The organism is Citrobacter sp. CK189, assembly GCF_030333505.1.
GTDB lineage: Bacteria > Pseudomonadota > Gammaproteobacteria > Enterobacterales > Enterobacteriaceae > Citrobacter_B > Citrobacter_B koseri.
The window spans coordinates 21,932-37,355 of record NZ_JAOWFV010000036.1 but is presented as its reverse complement, the minus strand read 5'-3'; the positions used below and the strand labels follow the sequence as shown (position 1 = coordinate 37,355).

Here is a 15,424-nt window from a genome sequence, read left to right as displayed (position 1 = left end):
TCCTTACAGAAACATCAGGAAATACATCAGGAACACGTTAACCAACAGCAGCACAATACCGGTCGGCACCTGCGCTTTGATCACCGCATTTTTATCCGGCAGTTCCAGCAGCGCCGCAGGCACGATATTAAAGTTTGCCGCCATCGGCGTCATCAGCGTTCCGCAGTAGCCGGAGAACATGCCGATTGCCGCCATCACCGCCGGATTCCCGCCATGTTGCAGCACCAGGATTGGAATCCCAATCCCCGCCGTCACAATCGGGAATGCGGCAAAGGCGTTCCCCATCACCATCGTCAGTAGCGCCATACCGATGGTGTAGACCGCCACGGCGATAAAACGGCTATCGACGGCAAGATATTCCTGGGTGAGATACGAAATTCCGCTGCCGACGCCTGCTGCGGTAAATAACAGCCCTAACGTGGCGAGGATCTGCGGTAAAATGAACGCCCAACCGATGGAATCCAGCAGACGACGCGCTTCCTGAATCGGCTGGTGCACCTTCTCATGCGTCATCTTTATCGCCATCCCCAGACCAATCAATGACCCCGCAGTCATGGAAAACAGCGTCACCAGCGTGGCGTGATTGCCCGGCCCGAACAGCGTCTCCTGCAATCCGGGAACATGGTTGAACATAAGCACGCCGATCACCGTGACCACCGGGATCGCCAGCGCCGGATAAAACAGGCGGTTGCCCAGACGACTGGCGCTTTCCTCACGCTGTTCGCGAGTTCGCTGGTGATAGCTTCCCAGCTTCACGCCGCCAAAACCGGCAATCAGCGCCATCACCACCACCGCCCCACCGACGGCGATGTTAACCATGCGTTTGTCGCCCACCAGCTGATAAGTCCAGTCGCCGAGCAGGAACAGTACGCCATAAACGCCCCAGAATAACCCCGTCGTCAGGCGACGCGGGTTGGCTTTGTCCTGCCACGACATGACGGCGACAATCAACAGCACCACACCGGCCAGCCAATAGAGATAGCTTTGTTGAAAATTCATTTCGCCTCTCCTTTGCTCATCGCCGCGCTGACTTTCGCCACTTCACGTTGCAGATAATTGTCCAGACGCCACAGGCGCGCGCCGTGAATCAGAAAAGCGCAGATCGCCGTCGGAATCCCCCACAGCGCAATATGCAGCGGCTCGGTCTGAATCCCGCCGGACTCCAGCATGAAGTTGTGCATAAAGATGATGGCGCCAAAAGCCACGAAAATGTCTTCGCCAAAAAACAGCCCGACGTTATCGGTGGCTGCTGACATTGCCCGCAGCCGGTAGCGAACCGTGCCTGGCAGTTCCCCGTGTATTTTCTCTGCCGCCCCTTCCGCCATCGGCGCCAGCAACGGACGCACCATTTGCGGATGGCCGCCGAGACTGGTCAGCCCCAGCGCTGCCGTCGCTTCGCGGACAAACAGATAGACAATCAGCAGACGTCCTGCCGTGGCGCTGCGGATTTTCGCGATCCACGCCTGCGCGCGCTCTTTGAGCCCGTGACGTTCCAGCAGACCGATAACCGCCAGCGGAATCAGCAGAATAAAGGGCAGGTTACGGGTATTGAGGAACCCTTCACCCAGTTTTTCGAGGATCGTGGCGATCGGCATCTGCGCCGCCAGTCCCGTGACGATCCCGGCAATAATGACCACTAATACCGGGTTAAAGCGTAAAAGAAATCCAGCCACAATGACGGCGATACCCATCAGTGGCCAGAGAGAAATTGCGTCTCCCATGATCCGTTCCTGTCAGTCGTGTTGCGTTGTTTTTATTTGCACAGCGCCTCTTCGGGCACTGTGTCAGCCTGGTTATTGGTTATGCCATAATCCTGATACTGCGTTCTTCAAACGCCGCGCGCAAACGACGGGCAAAAGCGAGTGCGTGCTCGCCGTCGCCGTGAATACATACCGTTTGCGCCACAACGTTCGCCCATTCACCGGTAATGCTTTTCACTCTACCGGATTCCACCATGCCCAGCGTTTGCGCCAACGCGTGCTCTTCGTCTTCTACCAGCGCGCCCGGCTGGGTTCGCGGCACCAGGCTGCCGTCAGCCTGATACCCCCGATCGGCAAAAACTTCCTGACGCGTCGTCAGGCCATAATGCTCGCCTGCGCGGATCAGTTCGCTGCCCGCCAGCCCGACCAGAATCAGCGACGGATCGCAGGCATGTACCGCTCTGGCGATGGCATCCGCCAGCTGTGGATCTTTCGCCGCCTGGTTGTACAACATACCGTGCGGTTTGACATGACGCATAACGCCGCCTTCCGCGCGGGCTATCGCCGCCAGCGCGCCGATCTGGTACAGCGTCTGGCCATAGACGGTTTCCGGCGGTAACGTCATGGCGGTGCGGCCAAAGTTTTCCCGATCCGGGAAACTGGGATGCGCGCCAATCGCTACGCCGTTTTTCAGCGCTTCGCGCACGCTCGCCAGCATGGTTTGCGCATCGCCCGCGTGAAATCCGCAGGCGATGTTGGCGGATGACACCAGTTGCAGTAACGCCGCATCGCTGGCGCACCCTTCTCCTAAGTCTGCGTTAAGATCAATGTTCATCGTTGAGTCGCCATGTTAACTGTTCCAGATAACGCTGCTGGTCGTGACGCGCCTTAAGCGCCTCCTCCAGCGTACACTGAACAAAATGGATCGGTTGCCCGAGAGGGATCTGCGCCAGATGATACATATCCGCCTCAATGATGCAGGCGATACGCGGGTAGCCGCCAGTGGTCTGGGCATCGTTCATCAGCACGATCGGCTGACCATTATGCGGCACCTGAATAACGCCCGGCAGCAGCCCGTGCGACAGTAACTCACGTTCGGTGGTACGTTTCAGCGGTTGCCCCTGCAAACGATAGCCCATACGGTTACTTTGCGGGCTAAGCTGCCACGGCGAGCGCCAGAACGCCTCCTGCGAGGCCGCTTCAAACTCCTGGTATTCCGGGCCAGGCAACGCGCGAATCCGGTTCCCCCACAGTAGCTGTTTAACGCCCTGCGGGCCGCTGAACTGGCGTTCTGACCTTCCTGTCGCCAGCCGATCGCCATCTTTTAACAAACGCCCTTCCAGCCCGCCAATGCCGACTTTCAGGTCGGTGCTGCATGACCCCATCACTTCAGGCACGTCAATGCCGCCTGCCACGGCCAGATAGCTGCGCATTCCGTGGAGCGGGCGCTTCAGCGCCAGACGCTGCCCCGCTTTCACCGGCAGCCGCCAGCCGGTCCAGACCGGTTGGTCGTCCAGACGGGCCTCGCACCCGGCGCCGGTCAATGCAAACCAGCCGTCGGATTCAAATTCCACCACCAGTTGGCCGAGCGTAATCTCCAGCGCCGGAGCACTGGCGTCATTCCCCACCAGCAGGTTCGCGATATGCAGCGCCGGTTTGTCCAGCGCGCCGCAATGGCTAATACCGGACTGACGATAGCCGTGTCGTCCCCCATCCTGCACTGAGGTGTACATACCCGCGCGAATAATGTTCAGCATACCCCCTCCTTCTGCGGGACAAAGCGTATGGTGTCGCCCGGACGTAACAGGATGGGCTCATCCCGCTGTGGATCGAACAGCTTCAGCGGCGTATGGCCGATTAGTTGCCAGCCGCCCGGCGTCGGCAGAGGGTAAATCCCGGTTTGCGGGCCGCCAATCCCCACGGAACCCGCCGGAACAATCAGGCGCGGTTCTGCCCGTCTTGGCGTGTGTAATTGTTCCGGTAAGCCCCCGAGATACGGGAAGCCCGGCTGAAAACCTAAAAACCAGACGACGTACTCTACTGAAGCGTGCAGTTCAACCACCTGCTTTTCGCTTAATCCGCTGTGTCGCGCCACCTCCGCCAGATCCGGGCCGCCCTCGCCGCCGTAAGTCACGGGAATTTCGATAAAGCGTGAATCAGGCTCCAGCGCCTCGCTCTCTTCCCACCAGCGCTGCAAACGTTCAATCGCATCCAGCGCCAGCGTCTGCGGCTCGCGCAGGATCACCGTGATATTGTTCATACCCGGAATCGCTTCAACAACATTCGGCATATCGACCAGACGCTGCGCCAGTCGCCAGATGCGTTTCTGGGATGCCAGCGTGACCGGCGGTTCAAGCTCCAGCACCACCGCCGTTTCACCTAACAGATAACAACGCGCTCGTTGCACTTTCGTCCCTCTCGTGTTTTATGCGTTATGCCGGATTAGGAATATCAATAAAGGTCACATCCAGACTCGTATTTTCAGTCAGCCATTCGCTTAACGCGCGAATACCGCCGCGCTCGGTGGCGTGGTGTCCGGCGGCATAGAAATGCAGCCCCTGTTCGCGGGCGGAGTGAATCGTTTGTTCAGAGACCTCGCCGGTAATAAACGCATCCACGCCAAAGCGCGCGGCGCTGTCGATAAAACTTTGCCCGCCACCGGTACACCAGGCCACACGCTGCACTTTTTCCGGCCCGGTATCGCCGCACCATAACGGTTTACGCCCCAGGCGCGCTTCAATCCACGAGGCCAGTTCCAGCCCCGGCACCGGCATTGATAACTCTCCCCACGGCACCAGCGGCTCGATTTCCCCCATCACGGTAATGCCGAGCAGCGCCGCCAGCTGCACGTTGTTTCCCAGTTCCGGGTGCGCATCCAACGGCAGATGCCAGCCATAGAGGTTAATGTCATTCGCCAGCAGCGTTTTCAGCCGGTTGCGTTTCATACCGCGAATGACCGGAGATTCCCCTTTCCAGAAGTAACCATGATGAACGATGACCGCATCAGCCTGCTGGCGTACCGCTTCATCCAGTAAGGCCTGGCTTGCCGTCACGCCGGTCACGATTTTTTGCACCGTCTCTTTGCCTTCAACCTGTAAGCCATTCGGCGCGTAATCGCTGATGGCCGCGCTGTTCAGCTTTTCATTGATCAGTTGTTCCAGTTCGGTGTTTTTCATCATCGCTCCCTTCTTCATATGTGCACTACGTTAAAATAGCGTTCTCCCGTCACTTCGTCGATAGCCATTTCTTCGACACATTGAGAAACAATCACGCCGTTTTAAGATGCAAAATGCTTACCCTTACTCGATCTGATTCATGTATATTTATGCAATCAGACAGCATATTGCAAAAATAATCAGATCTGTATCGAAGTTATAACTTTAAGGAAACACACTCACGCCGCGGATTTCTTTTGCGGTGTGACATCCATCCCGGAATCACAATGAATAAACCATCTTCTCAACCGCGCGCCATTTATTACGTCGTCGCACTGCAAATTTGGGAATACTTCAGCTTTTACGGCATGCGCGCCCTGCTGATTCTCTACCTCACCAACCAGCTAAAATACGACGATAACCATGCGTATGCGCTGTTCAGCGCTTACTGTTCGCTGGTCTATGTCACCCCGATTCTCGGCGGGTATCTGGCGGATAAAGTGCTTGGTAATCGCATGGCGGTCATGCTGGGAGCATTTTTGATGGCCGTTGGGCATCTGGTGCTGGGGGCGAGTGAAATCGCGCCGACCTTCCTTTACTTGTCGCTGGCGATCATCGTCTGCGGTTACGGTCTGTTCAAATCCAACATCAGTTGCCTGTTGGGTGAGCTGTATAAACCGGAAGATCCACGCCGCGACGGGGGATTCTCACTGCTGTATGCCGCCGGCAATATCGGCTCGATCGTTGCCCCTATCGCCTGTGGTTATGTTCAGGAAGAGTACAGCTGGGCGATGGGTTTTGCGCTGGCCGCCATCGGCATGATCGCCGGGTTAATTATCTTCCTGTGCGGCAATCGCCATTTCGCCCACACCACTGGGGTGAATAAAGCCGCGCTGCACGCCAGAACGTTTGTTCTGCCCAACTGGTGTTGGCTGCTGGTGCTGTTGGTCGCCGCACCGCTGCTGATCACGGTGCTGTTCTGGAAAGAATGGTCGGTCTATGCGCTGATTGTCGCCACCGTTATTGGTCTTGCGGTGCTGACAAAAATCTACCGTCAGGCACAGACGCAAAAACAGCGTAAAGAGCTGGGGCTGATTGTGGTTCTCACCTTCTTCAGCATGTTGTTCTGGGCGTTCGCCCAACAGGGCGGCAGCTCCATCAGTTTGTACATCGACCGATTCGTGAACCGTACGATTCTGGGTTACGAAGTACCGACGGCGATGTTCCAGTCAGTGAATGCCTTCGCGGTCATGCTGTGCGGCGTGGTGCTGGCCTGGCTGATTAAGGAGAGTATGGGCGGCAACCGTACCGTGCGGATCTGGGGGAAATTCGCCCTGGGTCTCGGTTTGATGAGCGCCGGATTCTGCATTCTGACCGTAAGCGCCCGGTTATCTGCCGCCTACGGTCACTCTTCTATGCCACTGATGATCTTAGGGTTGGCGGTAATGGGTTTTGCCGAGTTGTTCATCGACCCGGTCGCAATGTCGCAGATTACACGTATTGAGATCCCTGGCGTGACGGGCGTTCTGACCGGCATCTATATGTTGCTCTCCGGCGCGATCGCCAACTATCTGGCTGGCGTCATTGCCGATCAGACCTCGCAGAGCGCGTTTGATGCAAGCGGCGCGATCAACTACGCCATCAATGCCTATATCGATGTGTTCGACCAGATAACCTGGGGAGCGCTGGCCTGCGTGGCGCTGGTACTGCTGATTTGGCTGTATCAGTCACTCAAATTCAGAAACCGCCCGCTGGCGGTTGAGTCCTGAATGACATTACGCCCGGTGGCGCAGCGCTTACCGGGCCTACAGCGTGGCTCTATTCTGTAGGCCGAATAAGGCATCGCCGCCATCCGGCATAACGTATAAAAAAACCGCCACATTTCTTACGCCCGGTGGCGCTACGCTTACCGGGCCTACAGTGTGGCACTATCCTGTAGGCCGGATAAGGCATCGCCGCCATCCGGCATAACGTATAAAAAAACCGCCACATTTCTGTTGGCGGTTTTCTCGGACGATGCTGTATATCAGTAGAAATCGCAGGTCACTTTTTCTGCCTGCTCCATCCACACCGGTTTATCGCTGGTTTTCGACCAGACGCGATGCAGATAGCTGTAAAAACGAGCACGGTCTTTCCAGAACAACATGACCGGCAGCGCCAGAACCCCAGCCACAACGGCGAGAGTGCGGCGTAACAAAACAACATGAGCTGGATATTCTTTATAGAGTTCCATACTTTTCTCCCCTTTATCTGGCCGGTAATCATCACCGGTAAAGTCAAATTGGTTATCTGCTGAAAATAGTACCGCTTTGCGTGTAATTTTACTACTCATCCGACCACTTATTTTTGTCTATTTAAGGTTTATTTACATTCGCCCTGTAATTAAGTTACATAAAAGTTAAATTAATACTAATCATTAGTTAAATGATGGTCTTTTCCATTTTTATACTTTTTTTACACCCTACGCGCCGATTTTTGCGAAATCTTTGCAGGCAAAAAATTACCCTCCGCATATCAGAAGAAAAACCACTGGAGGTGCACCGTGAGTGCAGGCGTAATCATCGGCATCATGCTGATTTTCTTACTTTTGGGTTACCTGGTGTATGCCCTGATTAATGCGGAGGCATTCTGATGGCGGCCCAGGGATTTTTACTGACAGCCAGTTTTTTACTGATCCTGTTCGTGCTCGCCCGCCCTTTAGGCGTGGGTCTGGCGCGACTTATCAACGACATTCCCCTGCCAGGCACCGCCAGCGCAGAGCGTCTGCTATGGCGCGGGTTGGGGATATCGACGCAGGAAATGGACTGGAAACAGTATCTGCTGGCCATTCTTACCCTGAATCTGTTGGGTCTGGCAGTGCTGTTTCTGATGCTGCTGGGGCAAAACCTGCTGCCGCTGAACCCGCAGCAGTTGCCTGGCCTTTCCTGGCATCTGGCGCTCAATACGGCCATCAGTTTTGTCACCAATACCAACTGGCAGTCCTACGGTGGGGAAACCACCTTAAGCTACTTCAGCCAGATGGCGGGACTGACCGTACAGAACTTCCTGTCGGCGGCTACCGGTATCGCGGTGATCTTCGCTCTGATCCGCGCCTTTACGCGCCAGAGCATGAATACGCTGGGCAACGCCTGGATGGATTTGGTGCGCATTACGCTGTGGATCTTATTGCCGCTCGCCCTGTTAATCGCCCTGCTTTTCATCCAGCAGGGCGCACTGCAAAACCTGCTGCCCTATCAATCGTTCACCAGTGTTGAAGGTGTGAAACAGCTTTTACCGATGGGGCCGGTAGCTTCACAGGAAGCCATAAAGATGCTCGGCACCAACGGCGGCGGGTTCTTCAACGCCAACTCATCGCATCCGTTTGAAAACCCGAGCGCATTAACCAACATGGTACAGATGCTGGCGATCTTTTTGATTCCCGCCGCGCTTTGCTTTGCCTTTGGCGATGCGTCAGGCGATCGCCGTCAGGGGCAGATGCTGCTGTGGGCGATGTCGATCATTTTCGTGGTCTGCGTCGCCGTGGTGATGTCGGCGGAAGTTCAGGGCAATCCTCATCTGCTGAAGTTTGGCGCCGACAGCAGCCTCAATATGGAAGGCAAAGAGAGCCGCTTTGGCGTGCTGGTCAGCAGCCTGTTTGCCGTCGTGACCACGGCGGCCTCCTGCGGGGCGGTTATCGCTATGCATGACTCCTTTACCGCGCTGGGCGGCATGGTGCCAATGTGGCTGATGCAAATCGGCGAAGTGGTTTTTGGCGGCGTCGGTTCGGGTTTGTACGGCATGCTGTTGTTCGTATTGTTAGCCGTATTTATCGCCGGGCTGATGATTGGCCGCACGCCAGAATATCTGGGTAAAAAAATCGACGTGCGCGAAATGAAAATGACCGCTCTGGCGATTCTGATTACCCCGACGTTGGTATTGCTCGGTACGGCGCTGGCGATGATGACCGAAACCGGCCGTAGCGGAATGCTCAACCCCGGCCCACACGGTTTTAGCGAAGTGCTGTACGCCGTCTCTTCGGCGGCCAACAACAACGGCAGCGCCTTTGCCGGTCTGAACGCCAGCACACCCTTCTGGAACTGCCTGCTGGCCTTCTGCATGTTTATCGGTCGCTTCGGGGTGATTATCCCGGTCATGGCAATTGCCGGATCGCTGGTCGGTAAAAAGCGCCAGCCGGCCAGCCCCGGCACACTGCCGACGCACGGCGCGCTGTTTGTCGGCCTGCTGATCGGTACGGTGTTGCTGGTGGGCGCACTGACCTTTATTCCTGCGCTGGCGCTTGGGCCGGTTGCTGAACACCTCTCTTTATATTGAGCGAAGCGGAGTACATGGTGATGAGTCGCAAACAACTGGCGCTGTTCGAGCCCTCCCTGGTCGCTCAGGCGCTGATCGAGGCCGTGAAAAAATTAAGCCCACATACCCAGTGGCGCAATCCGGTCATGTTTATTGTCTGGATCGGCAGTCTGCTGACGACCCTTATCACGGCGGCGATGGCAACCGGGCAGATGCCAGGTAATCCCCGGTTTACTGGCGCGATAAGCCTCTGGCTGTGGGTTACCGTCCTGTTCGCAAACGTTGCCGAAGCGCTGGCGGAAGGTCGCAGCAAAGCGCAGGCCAGCAGTCTGAAAGGGGTGAAGAAAACGGCATTTGCCCGCAAACTGCGTGAACCAAAGTATGGCGCGCAGGCGGATCGCCTCCCTGCCGATGAGCTGCGTAAAGGGGATATCGTCCTGGTTGAAGCGGGCGATATTATTCCCTGCGACGGCGAGGTCATTGAAGGCGGCGCATCGGTGGACGAAAGCGCCATTACCGGTGAGTCCGCGCCGGTGATTCGTGAATCTGGCGGCGACTTTGCCTCAGTGACCGGCGGAACACGTATTCTCTCCGACTGGCTGGTCATCGAATGCAGCGTGAATCCCGGCGAAACCTTCCTTGACCGGATGATCGCGATGGTGGAAGGCGCGCAGCGCCGTAAAACGCCAAACGAAATCGCGCTGACCATTCTGCTGGTTGCCCTGACTATTGTCTTTTTACTGGCAACCGCCACGCTCTGGCCCTTTTCCGCCTGGGGCGGCCATGCCGTCAGCGTGACGGTGCTGGTCGCCCTGCTGGTTTGCCTGATCCCCACCACTATCGGCGGATTACTTTCGGCGATCGGCGTCGCCGGGATGAGTCGAATGCTGGGAGCAAACGTCATCGCCACCAGTGGGCGGGCGGTAGAAGCCGCAGGCGACGTGGACGTCCTGCTGCTGGATAAAACCGGCACCATCACCCTCGGCAACCGTCAGGCCTCGGACTTTCTGCCCGCTCAGGGCGTGGATGAAAAGACGCTGGCCGACGCAGCGCAACTCTCTTCGCTGGCCGACGAGACGCCGGAAGGCCGCAGCATCGTCATTCTCGCCAAACAGCGTTTTAATCTGCGCGAGCGCGATGTGCAGTCGCGCCATGCCACCTTTGTTCCCTTTACCGCGCAAAGCCGGATGAGCGGCATCAACATTGATAACCGAATGATCCGTAAAGGTTCCGTGGATGCCATTCGCCGCCACGTTGAAGCCAGCGGCGGTCACTTCCCTGCTGACGTGGAGCAAAAAGTGGATAGCGTCGCCCGTCTTGGCGCCACGCCGCTGGTGGTGGTGGAAGGTTCCCGCGTGCTGGGCGTTATCGCGCTGAAAGATATTGTCAAAGGCGGGATTAAGGAACGTTTTGCCCAGTTGCGCAAAATGGGCATCAAAACGGTGATGATCACCGGCGACAACCGCCTGACGGCCGCGGCGATTGCCGCCGAAGCCGGTGTGGATGATTTCCTGGCGGAAGCCACACCAGAAGCCAAGCTGGCGTTGATCCGCCAGTACCAGGCTGAAGGTCGCCTGGTGGCGATGACCGGCGACGGAACCAACGATGCACCGGCGCTGGCGCAGGCTGATGTGGCGGTGGCGATGAACTCCGGTACTCAGGCAGCGAAAGAAGCCGGTAACATGGTTGATCTGGATTCCAACCCGACCAAGCTGATCGAAGTGGTGCATATCGGTAAACAGATGCTGATGACGCGCGGTTCGCTCACTACGTTCAGTATCGCCAATGACGTGGCGAAATATTTCGCCATCATTCCGGCGGCGTTTGCCGCGACGTACCCGCAGTTGAATACGCTGAACATTATGCGTCTGCATTCGCCGGATTCCGCAATCCTCAGCGCGGTGATCTTCAATGCGTTGATTATCGTTTTTCTGATCCCGCTGGCATTGAAAGGGGTGAGCTATAAGCCGCTTTCGGCCTCTGCCATGCTGCGCCGTAACCTGTGGGTCTACGGCCTGGGTGGTCTGGTTGTGCCGTTTATCGGCATTAAAGTGATTGATTTACTGCTGACTCTGCTGGGTCTGGTGTGAGGTTTATAATGAGTGGATTACGTCCTGCATTATCAACGCTGGTGTTTCTGACGCTGCTAACCGGCGGCATTTACCCGCTGCTTACCACCGCGCTGGGGCAATGGTGGTTCCCGCATCAGGCTAACGGCTCACTGATTGTTGATGGCAGTCTCGTGCGCGGCTCTGCGCTTATCGGGCAGAATTTTACCGCCGACGGCTATTTTCAGGGACGCCCGTCAGCAACGGCGGAAATACCCTATAATCCCATGGCTTCCGGCGGCAGTAATCTGGCGGTCAGCAACCCGGAACTGGATAACCAGTTGCAGCAGCGGGTGAAGGCGCTGCGGGCCGCTAACCCGGACGCCAGCACGACGATTCCGGTGGAACTGCTCACCGCCTCCGCCAGCGGGCTGGACAATAACCTGACGCCAGCAGCGGCGGCGTGGCAGATCCCGCGCGTCGCCAAAGCGCGAAATCTCAGCGTTGAAGCCGTGACGCAGTTGGTCGCAGAATATACGCAAAAGCCGCTGGTGAGTTTTATCGGCCAGCCAGTGGTCAATATCGTGGAACTCAATTTAGCGCTGGATAAGCTCTGATGGTTAATGAAGAACCGCTACGCCCTGACCCCGATCGCCTGCTGGAACAGACCGCCGCACCACACCGGGGAAAACTGAAAATCTTCTTCGGTGCCTGCGCAGGCGTTGGGAAAACCTGGGCGATGCTGGCTGAGGCGCAGCGACTGCGGGCGCAAGGGCTGGATATTTTGACGGGTGTCGTGGAAACCCACGGGCGTAAAGAGACCGCCGCGCTGCTGGACGGCCTCAGCATCCTGCCGCTAAAACGGCAGACGCGTCACGGACGCCATCTCAGCGAGTTCGATCTTGACGCGGCGCTGGCCCGTCGCCCGGCGCTTATTCTCATGGACGAACTGGCGCACAGTAATGCGCCAGGCTCGCGCCATCCCAAACGCTGGCAGGATATTGAAGAGCTGCTGGAAGCGGGTATTGACGTCTTTACCACCGTCAACGTCCAGCACCTGGAAAGCCTCAACGATGTGGTCAGCGGCGTGACCGGCATTCAGGTTCGTGAAACCGTGCCAGACCCCTTCTTCGATGCCGCCGACGAGGTGGTTCTGGTCGACCTGCCGCCTGACGATCTGCGAGCGCGTCTGAAAGAGGGCAAGGTGTACATTGCCGGCCAGGCTGAACGCGCCATTGAGCACTTCTTTCGCAAAGGCAATTTGATCGCCCTGCGTGAACTGGCGCTGCGCCGCACGGCCGACCGGGTGGACGATCAAATGCGCGCCTGGCGGAGCCATCCGGGCGAAGAGAAAGTGTGGCATACCCGCGACGCCATTCTGCTGTGCATCGGGCACAACACCGGCAGTGAAAAACTGGTGCGTGCCGCCGCGCGGCTGGCTGCCCGCCTCGGCAGCGTCTGGCACGCGGTGTATGTCGAAACCCCGGCGCTGCATCGCCTGCCGGAAAAGCAGCGGCGCGCCATCTTGAGCGCCCTGCGTCTGGCACAGGAGCTGGGCGCAGAAACCGCCACGCTTTCCGATCCCGCCGAAGAAAAAGCGGTTGTGCGTTACGCCCGGGAACATAACCTCGGCAAAATTGTGCTGGGTCGCCCGGCAACGCGACGCTGGTGGCGCAGAGATTCGTTTGCCGATCGCCTGGCGAAACAGGCGCCGGATCTCGATCAGGTGGTCGTCGCCCTTGATGATCCCCCGACTCGCCCGTTGAATCAGACACCGGATACCCGTGCCTTCAAAGATAAGTGGCGAGTGCAGATACAGGGCTGCCTGGTCGCGATCACTCTTTGCGCGGTGACCACCGTCATCGCCGTACAGTGGATGGTCGCCTTTGACGCCGCTAACCTGGTGATGCTGTATCTGCTGGGCGTGGTGATTATCGCTCTGTTTTATGGGCGCTGGCCCTCGGTAGTGGCAACCTTTATTAACGTCGCCAGCTTCGATCTCTTTTTTATTGCTCCTCGCGGCACGCTTGCCGTTTCCGATGTGCAGTATCTGTTGACCTTCGCCGTGATGCTGACGGTGGGGCTGGTGATCGGTAACCTGACGGCGGGCGTACGCTATCAGGCGCGGGTTGCCCGCTATCGGGAACAGCGCACGCGCCATCTGTACGAGATGTCCAAAGCGCTGGCGGTGGGGCGAAGCAGGCAGGATATCGCCGCCACCAGCGAACAGTTTATCGCCTCCACGTTTCAGGCCCGCAGCCAGGTGTTATTGCCGGATGAAAACGGCACGCTGACGCCGCTGACCCACCAGCAGGGCATAACGCCGTGGGATGACGCCATCGCCCGGTGGAGCTTTGACAAAGGCCAGCCGGCCGGGGCGGGCACGGATACCCTGCCCGGCGTGCCGTATCAAATTTTACCGTTAAAAAGCGCCGATAAAACGCATGGACTGGTGGTGGTCGAGCCGGGGAATCTTCGCCAGTTGATGATCCCGGAGCAACAGCGGCTACTGGAAACATTCACCTTGCTGGTCGCCAGCGCGCTGGAGCGTCTGACGCTTACCGCCAGTGAAGAGCTGGCCCGACTCGCCAGCGAGCGCGAAAGCATTCGCAATGCCCTGCTCGCCGCCCTCTCCCACGACTTGCGCACGCCGCTGACGGTGCTGTTTGGTCAGGCGGAGATTTTAACCCTGGATTTGGCAAGTGAAGGATCGCCACATGCGCGCCAGGCCAGCGAAATCCGCCAGCACATTCTCAACACCACCCGACTGGTGAATAACCTGCTGGATATGGCGCGCATTCAGTCCGGTGGATTTAATCTTAAAAAAGAGTGGCTGACGCTGGAAGAGGTTGTCGGCAGCGCCCTGCAAATGCTGGAGCCGGGGCTACCCCACCCCATTAACCTGTCGCTGCCAGCGCCGCTGACGCTGGTACACGTTGACGGCCCGCTGTTTGAACGGGTACTGATCAACCTTCTGGAAAACGCCGTCAAATACGCCGGTTCACAGGCGGAGATCGGCATTGATGCCCATGTTGAAGACGAACATCTTCAGCTTGACGTCTGGGATAATGGCCCCGGCATTCCTGACGGGCAGGAGAAAAGTATCTTCGACAAATTTGCCCGGGGAAATAAAGAGTCTGCCGTACCGGGCGTTGGGCTGGGGCTGGCTATTTGCCAGGCGATTGTTGAAGTGCACGGTGGAACGATTTCCGCCCACAATCGCCCGCAGGGCGGAGCCTGTTTCCGTGTTACACTCCCGCAGGAAACTGCACCTGAATTTGAAGATTTTCATGAGGATATGTGACCAACGTTCTGATTGTTGAAGACGAACAGGCTATTCGTCGCTTTCTGCGTAGCGCGCTGGAAAGCGACGGGCTGCGCGTGTACGAAGCAGAGACGCTGAGCCGTGGGTTGCTGGAAGCCGCCACGCGGAAACCCGATCTCATCATTCTTGATCTTGGCCTGCCTGACGGCGACGGCATCGATTTTATTCGCGACCTGCGACAATGGAGCGCAATTCCGGTGATTGTGCTTTCTGCTCGCAGCGAGGAGAGCGATAAAATCACTGCGCTGGATGCGGGCGCCGATGACTATCTGAGTAAACCCTTCGGCATTGGCGAACTACAGGCGCGCTTACGCGTGGCGCTGCGCCGTCACGCCAGCGGCCCTTCTCCTGACCCCATCGTGCAGTTTTCCAGCATAAAAGTGGACTTAGCAGCACACCTTGTCCACCGTGATGAAGAAGAAATTCACCTGACGCCGATTGAGTTTCGCTTACTGGCCGTGTTGCTGAATAATGCGGGCAAAGTGCTCACCCAGCGGCAGCTGTTGAACCAGGTCTGGGGACCGAACGCCGTCGAGCACAGTCACTATTTGCGTATTTATATGGGTCACCTGCGACAGAAACTGGAGAAAGATCCCGCCCGCCCCCGCCATTTCATTACCGAAACCGGAATCGGTTATCGTTTTATGCCATGAATGGTTATTCATTTTTTTTAATTAATTCCTAAATATCATTTTTATCATTAACCACACTGCAAATAATGTATTTTGCAGTGTAAGCTCATTCCTTAAAAAATATAAAAATACAAACCCATAACATATAAACAACAATACGATATCTTATCGTGTGATATGCATAAACAACGACTAAATATTTTAGAAATGATCGTTTTTTATTGATCTTCTTCACAGATCAGGCTCATTTCCTGGATAAAATACCCTCACCTTC

General features: G+C 57.0%; 14 protein-coding genes. 7 read left to right on the top strand and 7 right to left on the bottom strand.

Annotated elements, in window-relative coordinates; genetic code table 11:
* Window positions 1-3: 3 nt before the first annotated feature.
* The 6 genes from OGV83_RS06610 to ybgI form a co-directional block, all read right to left on the bottom strand.
* A complete protein-coding gene (locus OGV83_RS06610) occupies window positions 4-999 on the bottom strand; it encodes a DUF979 domain-containing protein (RefSeq protein ID WP_112002177.1) in 996 nt (331 codons plus the stop codon).
* Entirely contained in the window at window positions 996-1,721 is a 726-nt protein-coding gene (locus OGV83_RS06605; RefSeq protein WP_012133295.1) for a DUF969 domain-containing protein, read from the bottom strand. Before OGV83_RS06605 ends, OGV83_RS06610 begins: the two co-directional genes overlap by 4 nt.
* A 79-nt stretch (window positions 1,722-1,800) precedes the next feature.
* Window positions 1,801-2,535: a 5-oxoprolinase subunit PxpA gene (gene pxpA, locus OGV83_RS06600; protein ID WP_049009860.1), complete on the bottom strand. Its 735-nt coding sequence runs from the start codon at window positions 2,533-2,535 to the stop codon at window positions 1,801-1,803.
* Window positions 2,525-3,457 carry a 5-oxoprolinase subunit PxpC gene (pxpC, locus tag OGV83_RS06595; RefSeq protein WP_012133297.1) on the bottom strand — a complete coding sequence of 311 codons (933 nt, stop codon included), beginning with the start codon at window positions 3,455-3,457 and terminating at the stop codon, window positions 2,525-2,527. Before pxpC ends, pxpA begins: the two co-directional genes overlap by 11 nt.
* Window positions 3,451-4,107 (bottom strand): 5-oxoprolinase subunit PxpB, encoded by a 657-nt coding sequence (gene pxpB / locus OGV83_RS06590; protein ID WP_047458123.1) that lies wholly within the window; start codon window positions 4,105-4,107, stop codon window positions 3,451-3,453. The genes pxpC and pxpB overlap by 7 nt, the downstream gene beginning before the upstream one ends.
* Before the next feature lie 25 nt (window positions 4,108-4,132).
* A complete protein-coding gene (gene ybgI, locus OGV83_RS06585) occupies window positions 4,133-4,876 on the bottom strand; it encodes a radiation resistance protein YbgI (protein WP_024130534.1) in 744 nt (247 codons plus the stop codon).
* A 266-nt stretch (window positions 4,877-5,142) separates the two neighbouring features.
* Between ybgI and OGV83_RS06580 the strand changes: the two genes are divergently transcribed.
* On the top strand, window positions 5,143-6,624 hold the full coding sequence (locus tag OGV83_RS06580; RefSeq protein WP_012133300.1) for an MFS transporter: 1,482 nt from the start codon (window positions 5,143-5,145) through the stop codon (window positions 6,622-6,624).
* 257 nt (window positions 6,625-6,881) lie between these two features.
* Here OGV83_RS06580 and OGV83_RS06575 read toward each other — a convergent pair whose 3' ends face one another.
* Window positions 6,882-7,088 (bottom strand): YbfA family protein, encoded by a 207-nt coding sequence (locus tag OGV83_RS06575; protein WP_024130535.1) that lies wholly within the window; start codon window positions 7,086-7,088, stop codon window positions 6,882-6,884.
* A gap of 309 nt (window positions 7,089-7,397) precedes the next feature.
* Between OGV83_RS06575 and kdpF the strand changes: the two genes are divergently transcribed.
* The 6 genes from kdpF to kdpE are packed head-to-tail and all read left to right on the top strand — an operon-like array spanning window position 7,398 to window position 15,171.
* Window positions 7,398-7,487 (top strand): K(+)-transporting ATPase subunit F, encoded by a 90-nt coding sequence (gene kdpF / locus OGV83_RS06570; protein WP_047458128.1) that lies wholly within the window; start codon window positions 7,398-7,400, stop codon window positions 7,485-7,487.
* Entirely contained in the window at window positions 7,487-9,166 is a 1,680-nt protein-coding gene (gene kdpA, locus OGV83_RS06565) for a potassium-transporting ATPase subunit KdpA (RefSeq protein WP_286463310.1), read from the top strand. The genes kdpF and kdpA overlap by 1 nt, the downstream gene beginning before the upstream one ends.
* Before the next feature lie 20 nt (window positions 9,167-9,186).
* A complete protein-coding gene (gene kdpB, locus OGV83_RS06560) occupies window positions 9,187-11,235 on the top strand; it encodes a potassium-transporting ATPase subunit KdpB (RefSeq protein ID WP_286463309.1) in 2,049 nt (682 codons plus the stop codon).
* Window positions 11,236-11,243: 8 nt separating this feature from the next.
* The gene (kdpC, locus tag OGV83_RS06555; protein WP_101743884.1) at window positions 11,244-11,810 is read left to right on the top strand and encodes a potassium-transporting ATPase subunit KdpC; all 567 of its coding nucleotides are present in this window, start codon (window positions 11,244-11,246) and stop codon (window positions 11,808-11,810) included.
* Window positions 11,810-14,497: a two-component system sensor histidine kinase KdpD gene (kdpD, locus tag OGV83_RS06550; RefSeq protein ID WP_286463308.1), complete on the top strand. Its 2,688-nt coding sequence runs from the start codon at window positions 11,810-11,812 to the stop codon at window positions 14,495-14,497. The genes kdpC and kdpD overlap by 1 nt, the downstream gene beginning before the upstream one ends.
* Window positions 14,494-15,171, top strand: a complete 678-nt coding sequence (gene kdpE / locus OGV83_RS06545) for a two-component system response regulator KdpE (RefSeq protein WP_012133308.1) — start codon at window positions 14,494-14,496, stop codon at window positions 15,169-15,171. The genes kdpD and kdpE overlap by 4 nt, the downstream gene beginning before the upstream one ends.
* Window positions 15,172-15,424: the final 253 nt, after the last annotated feature.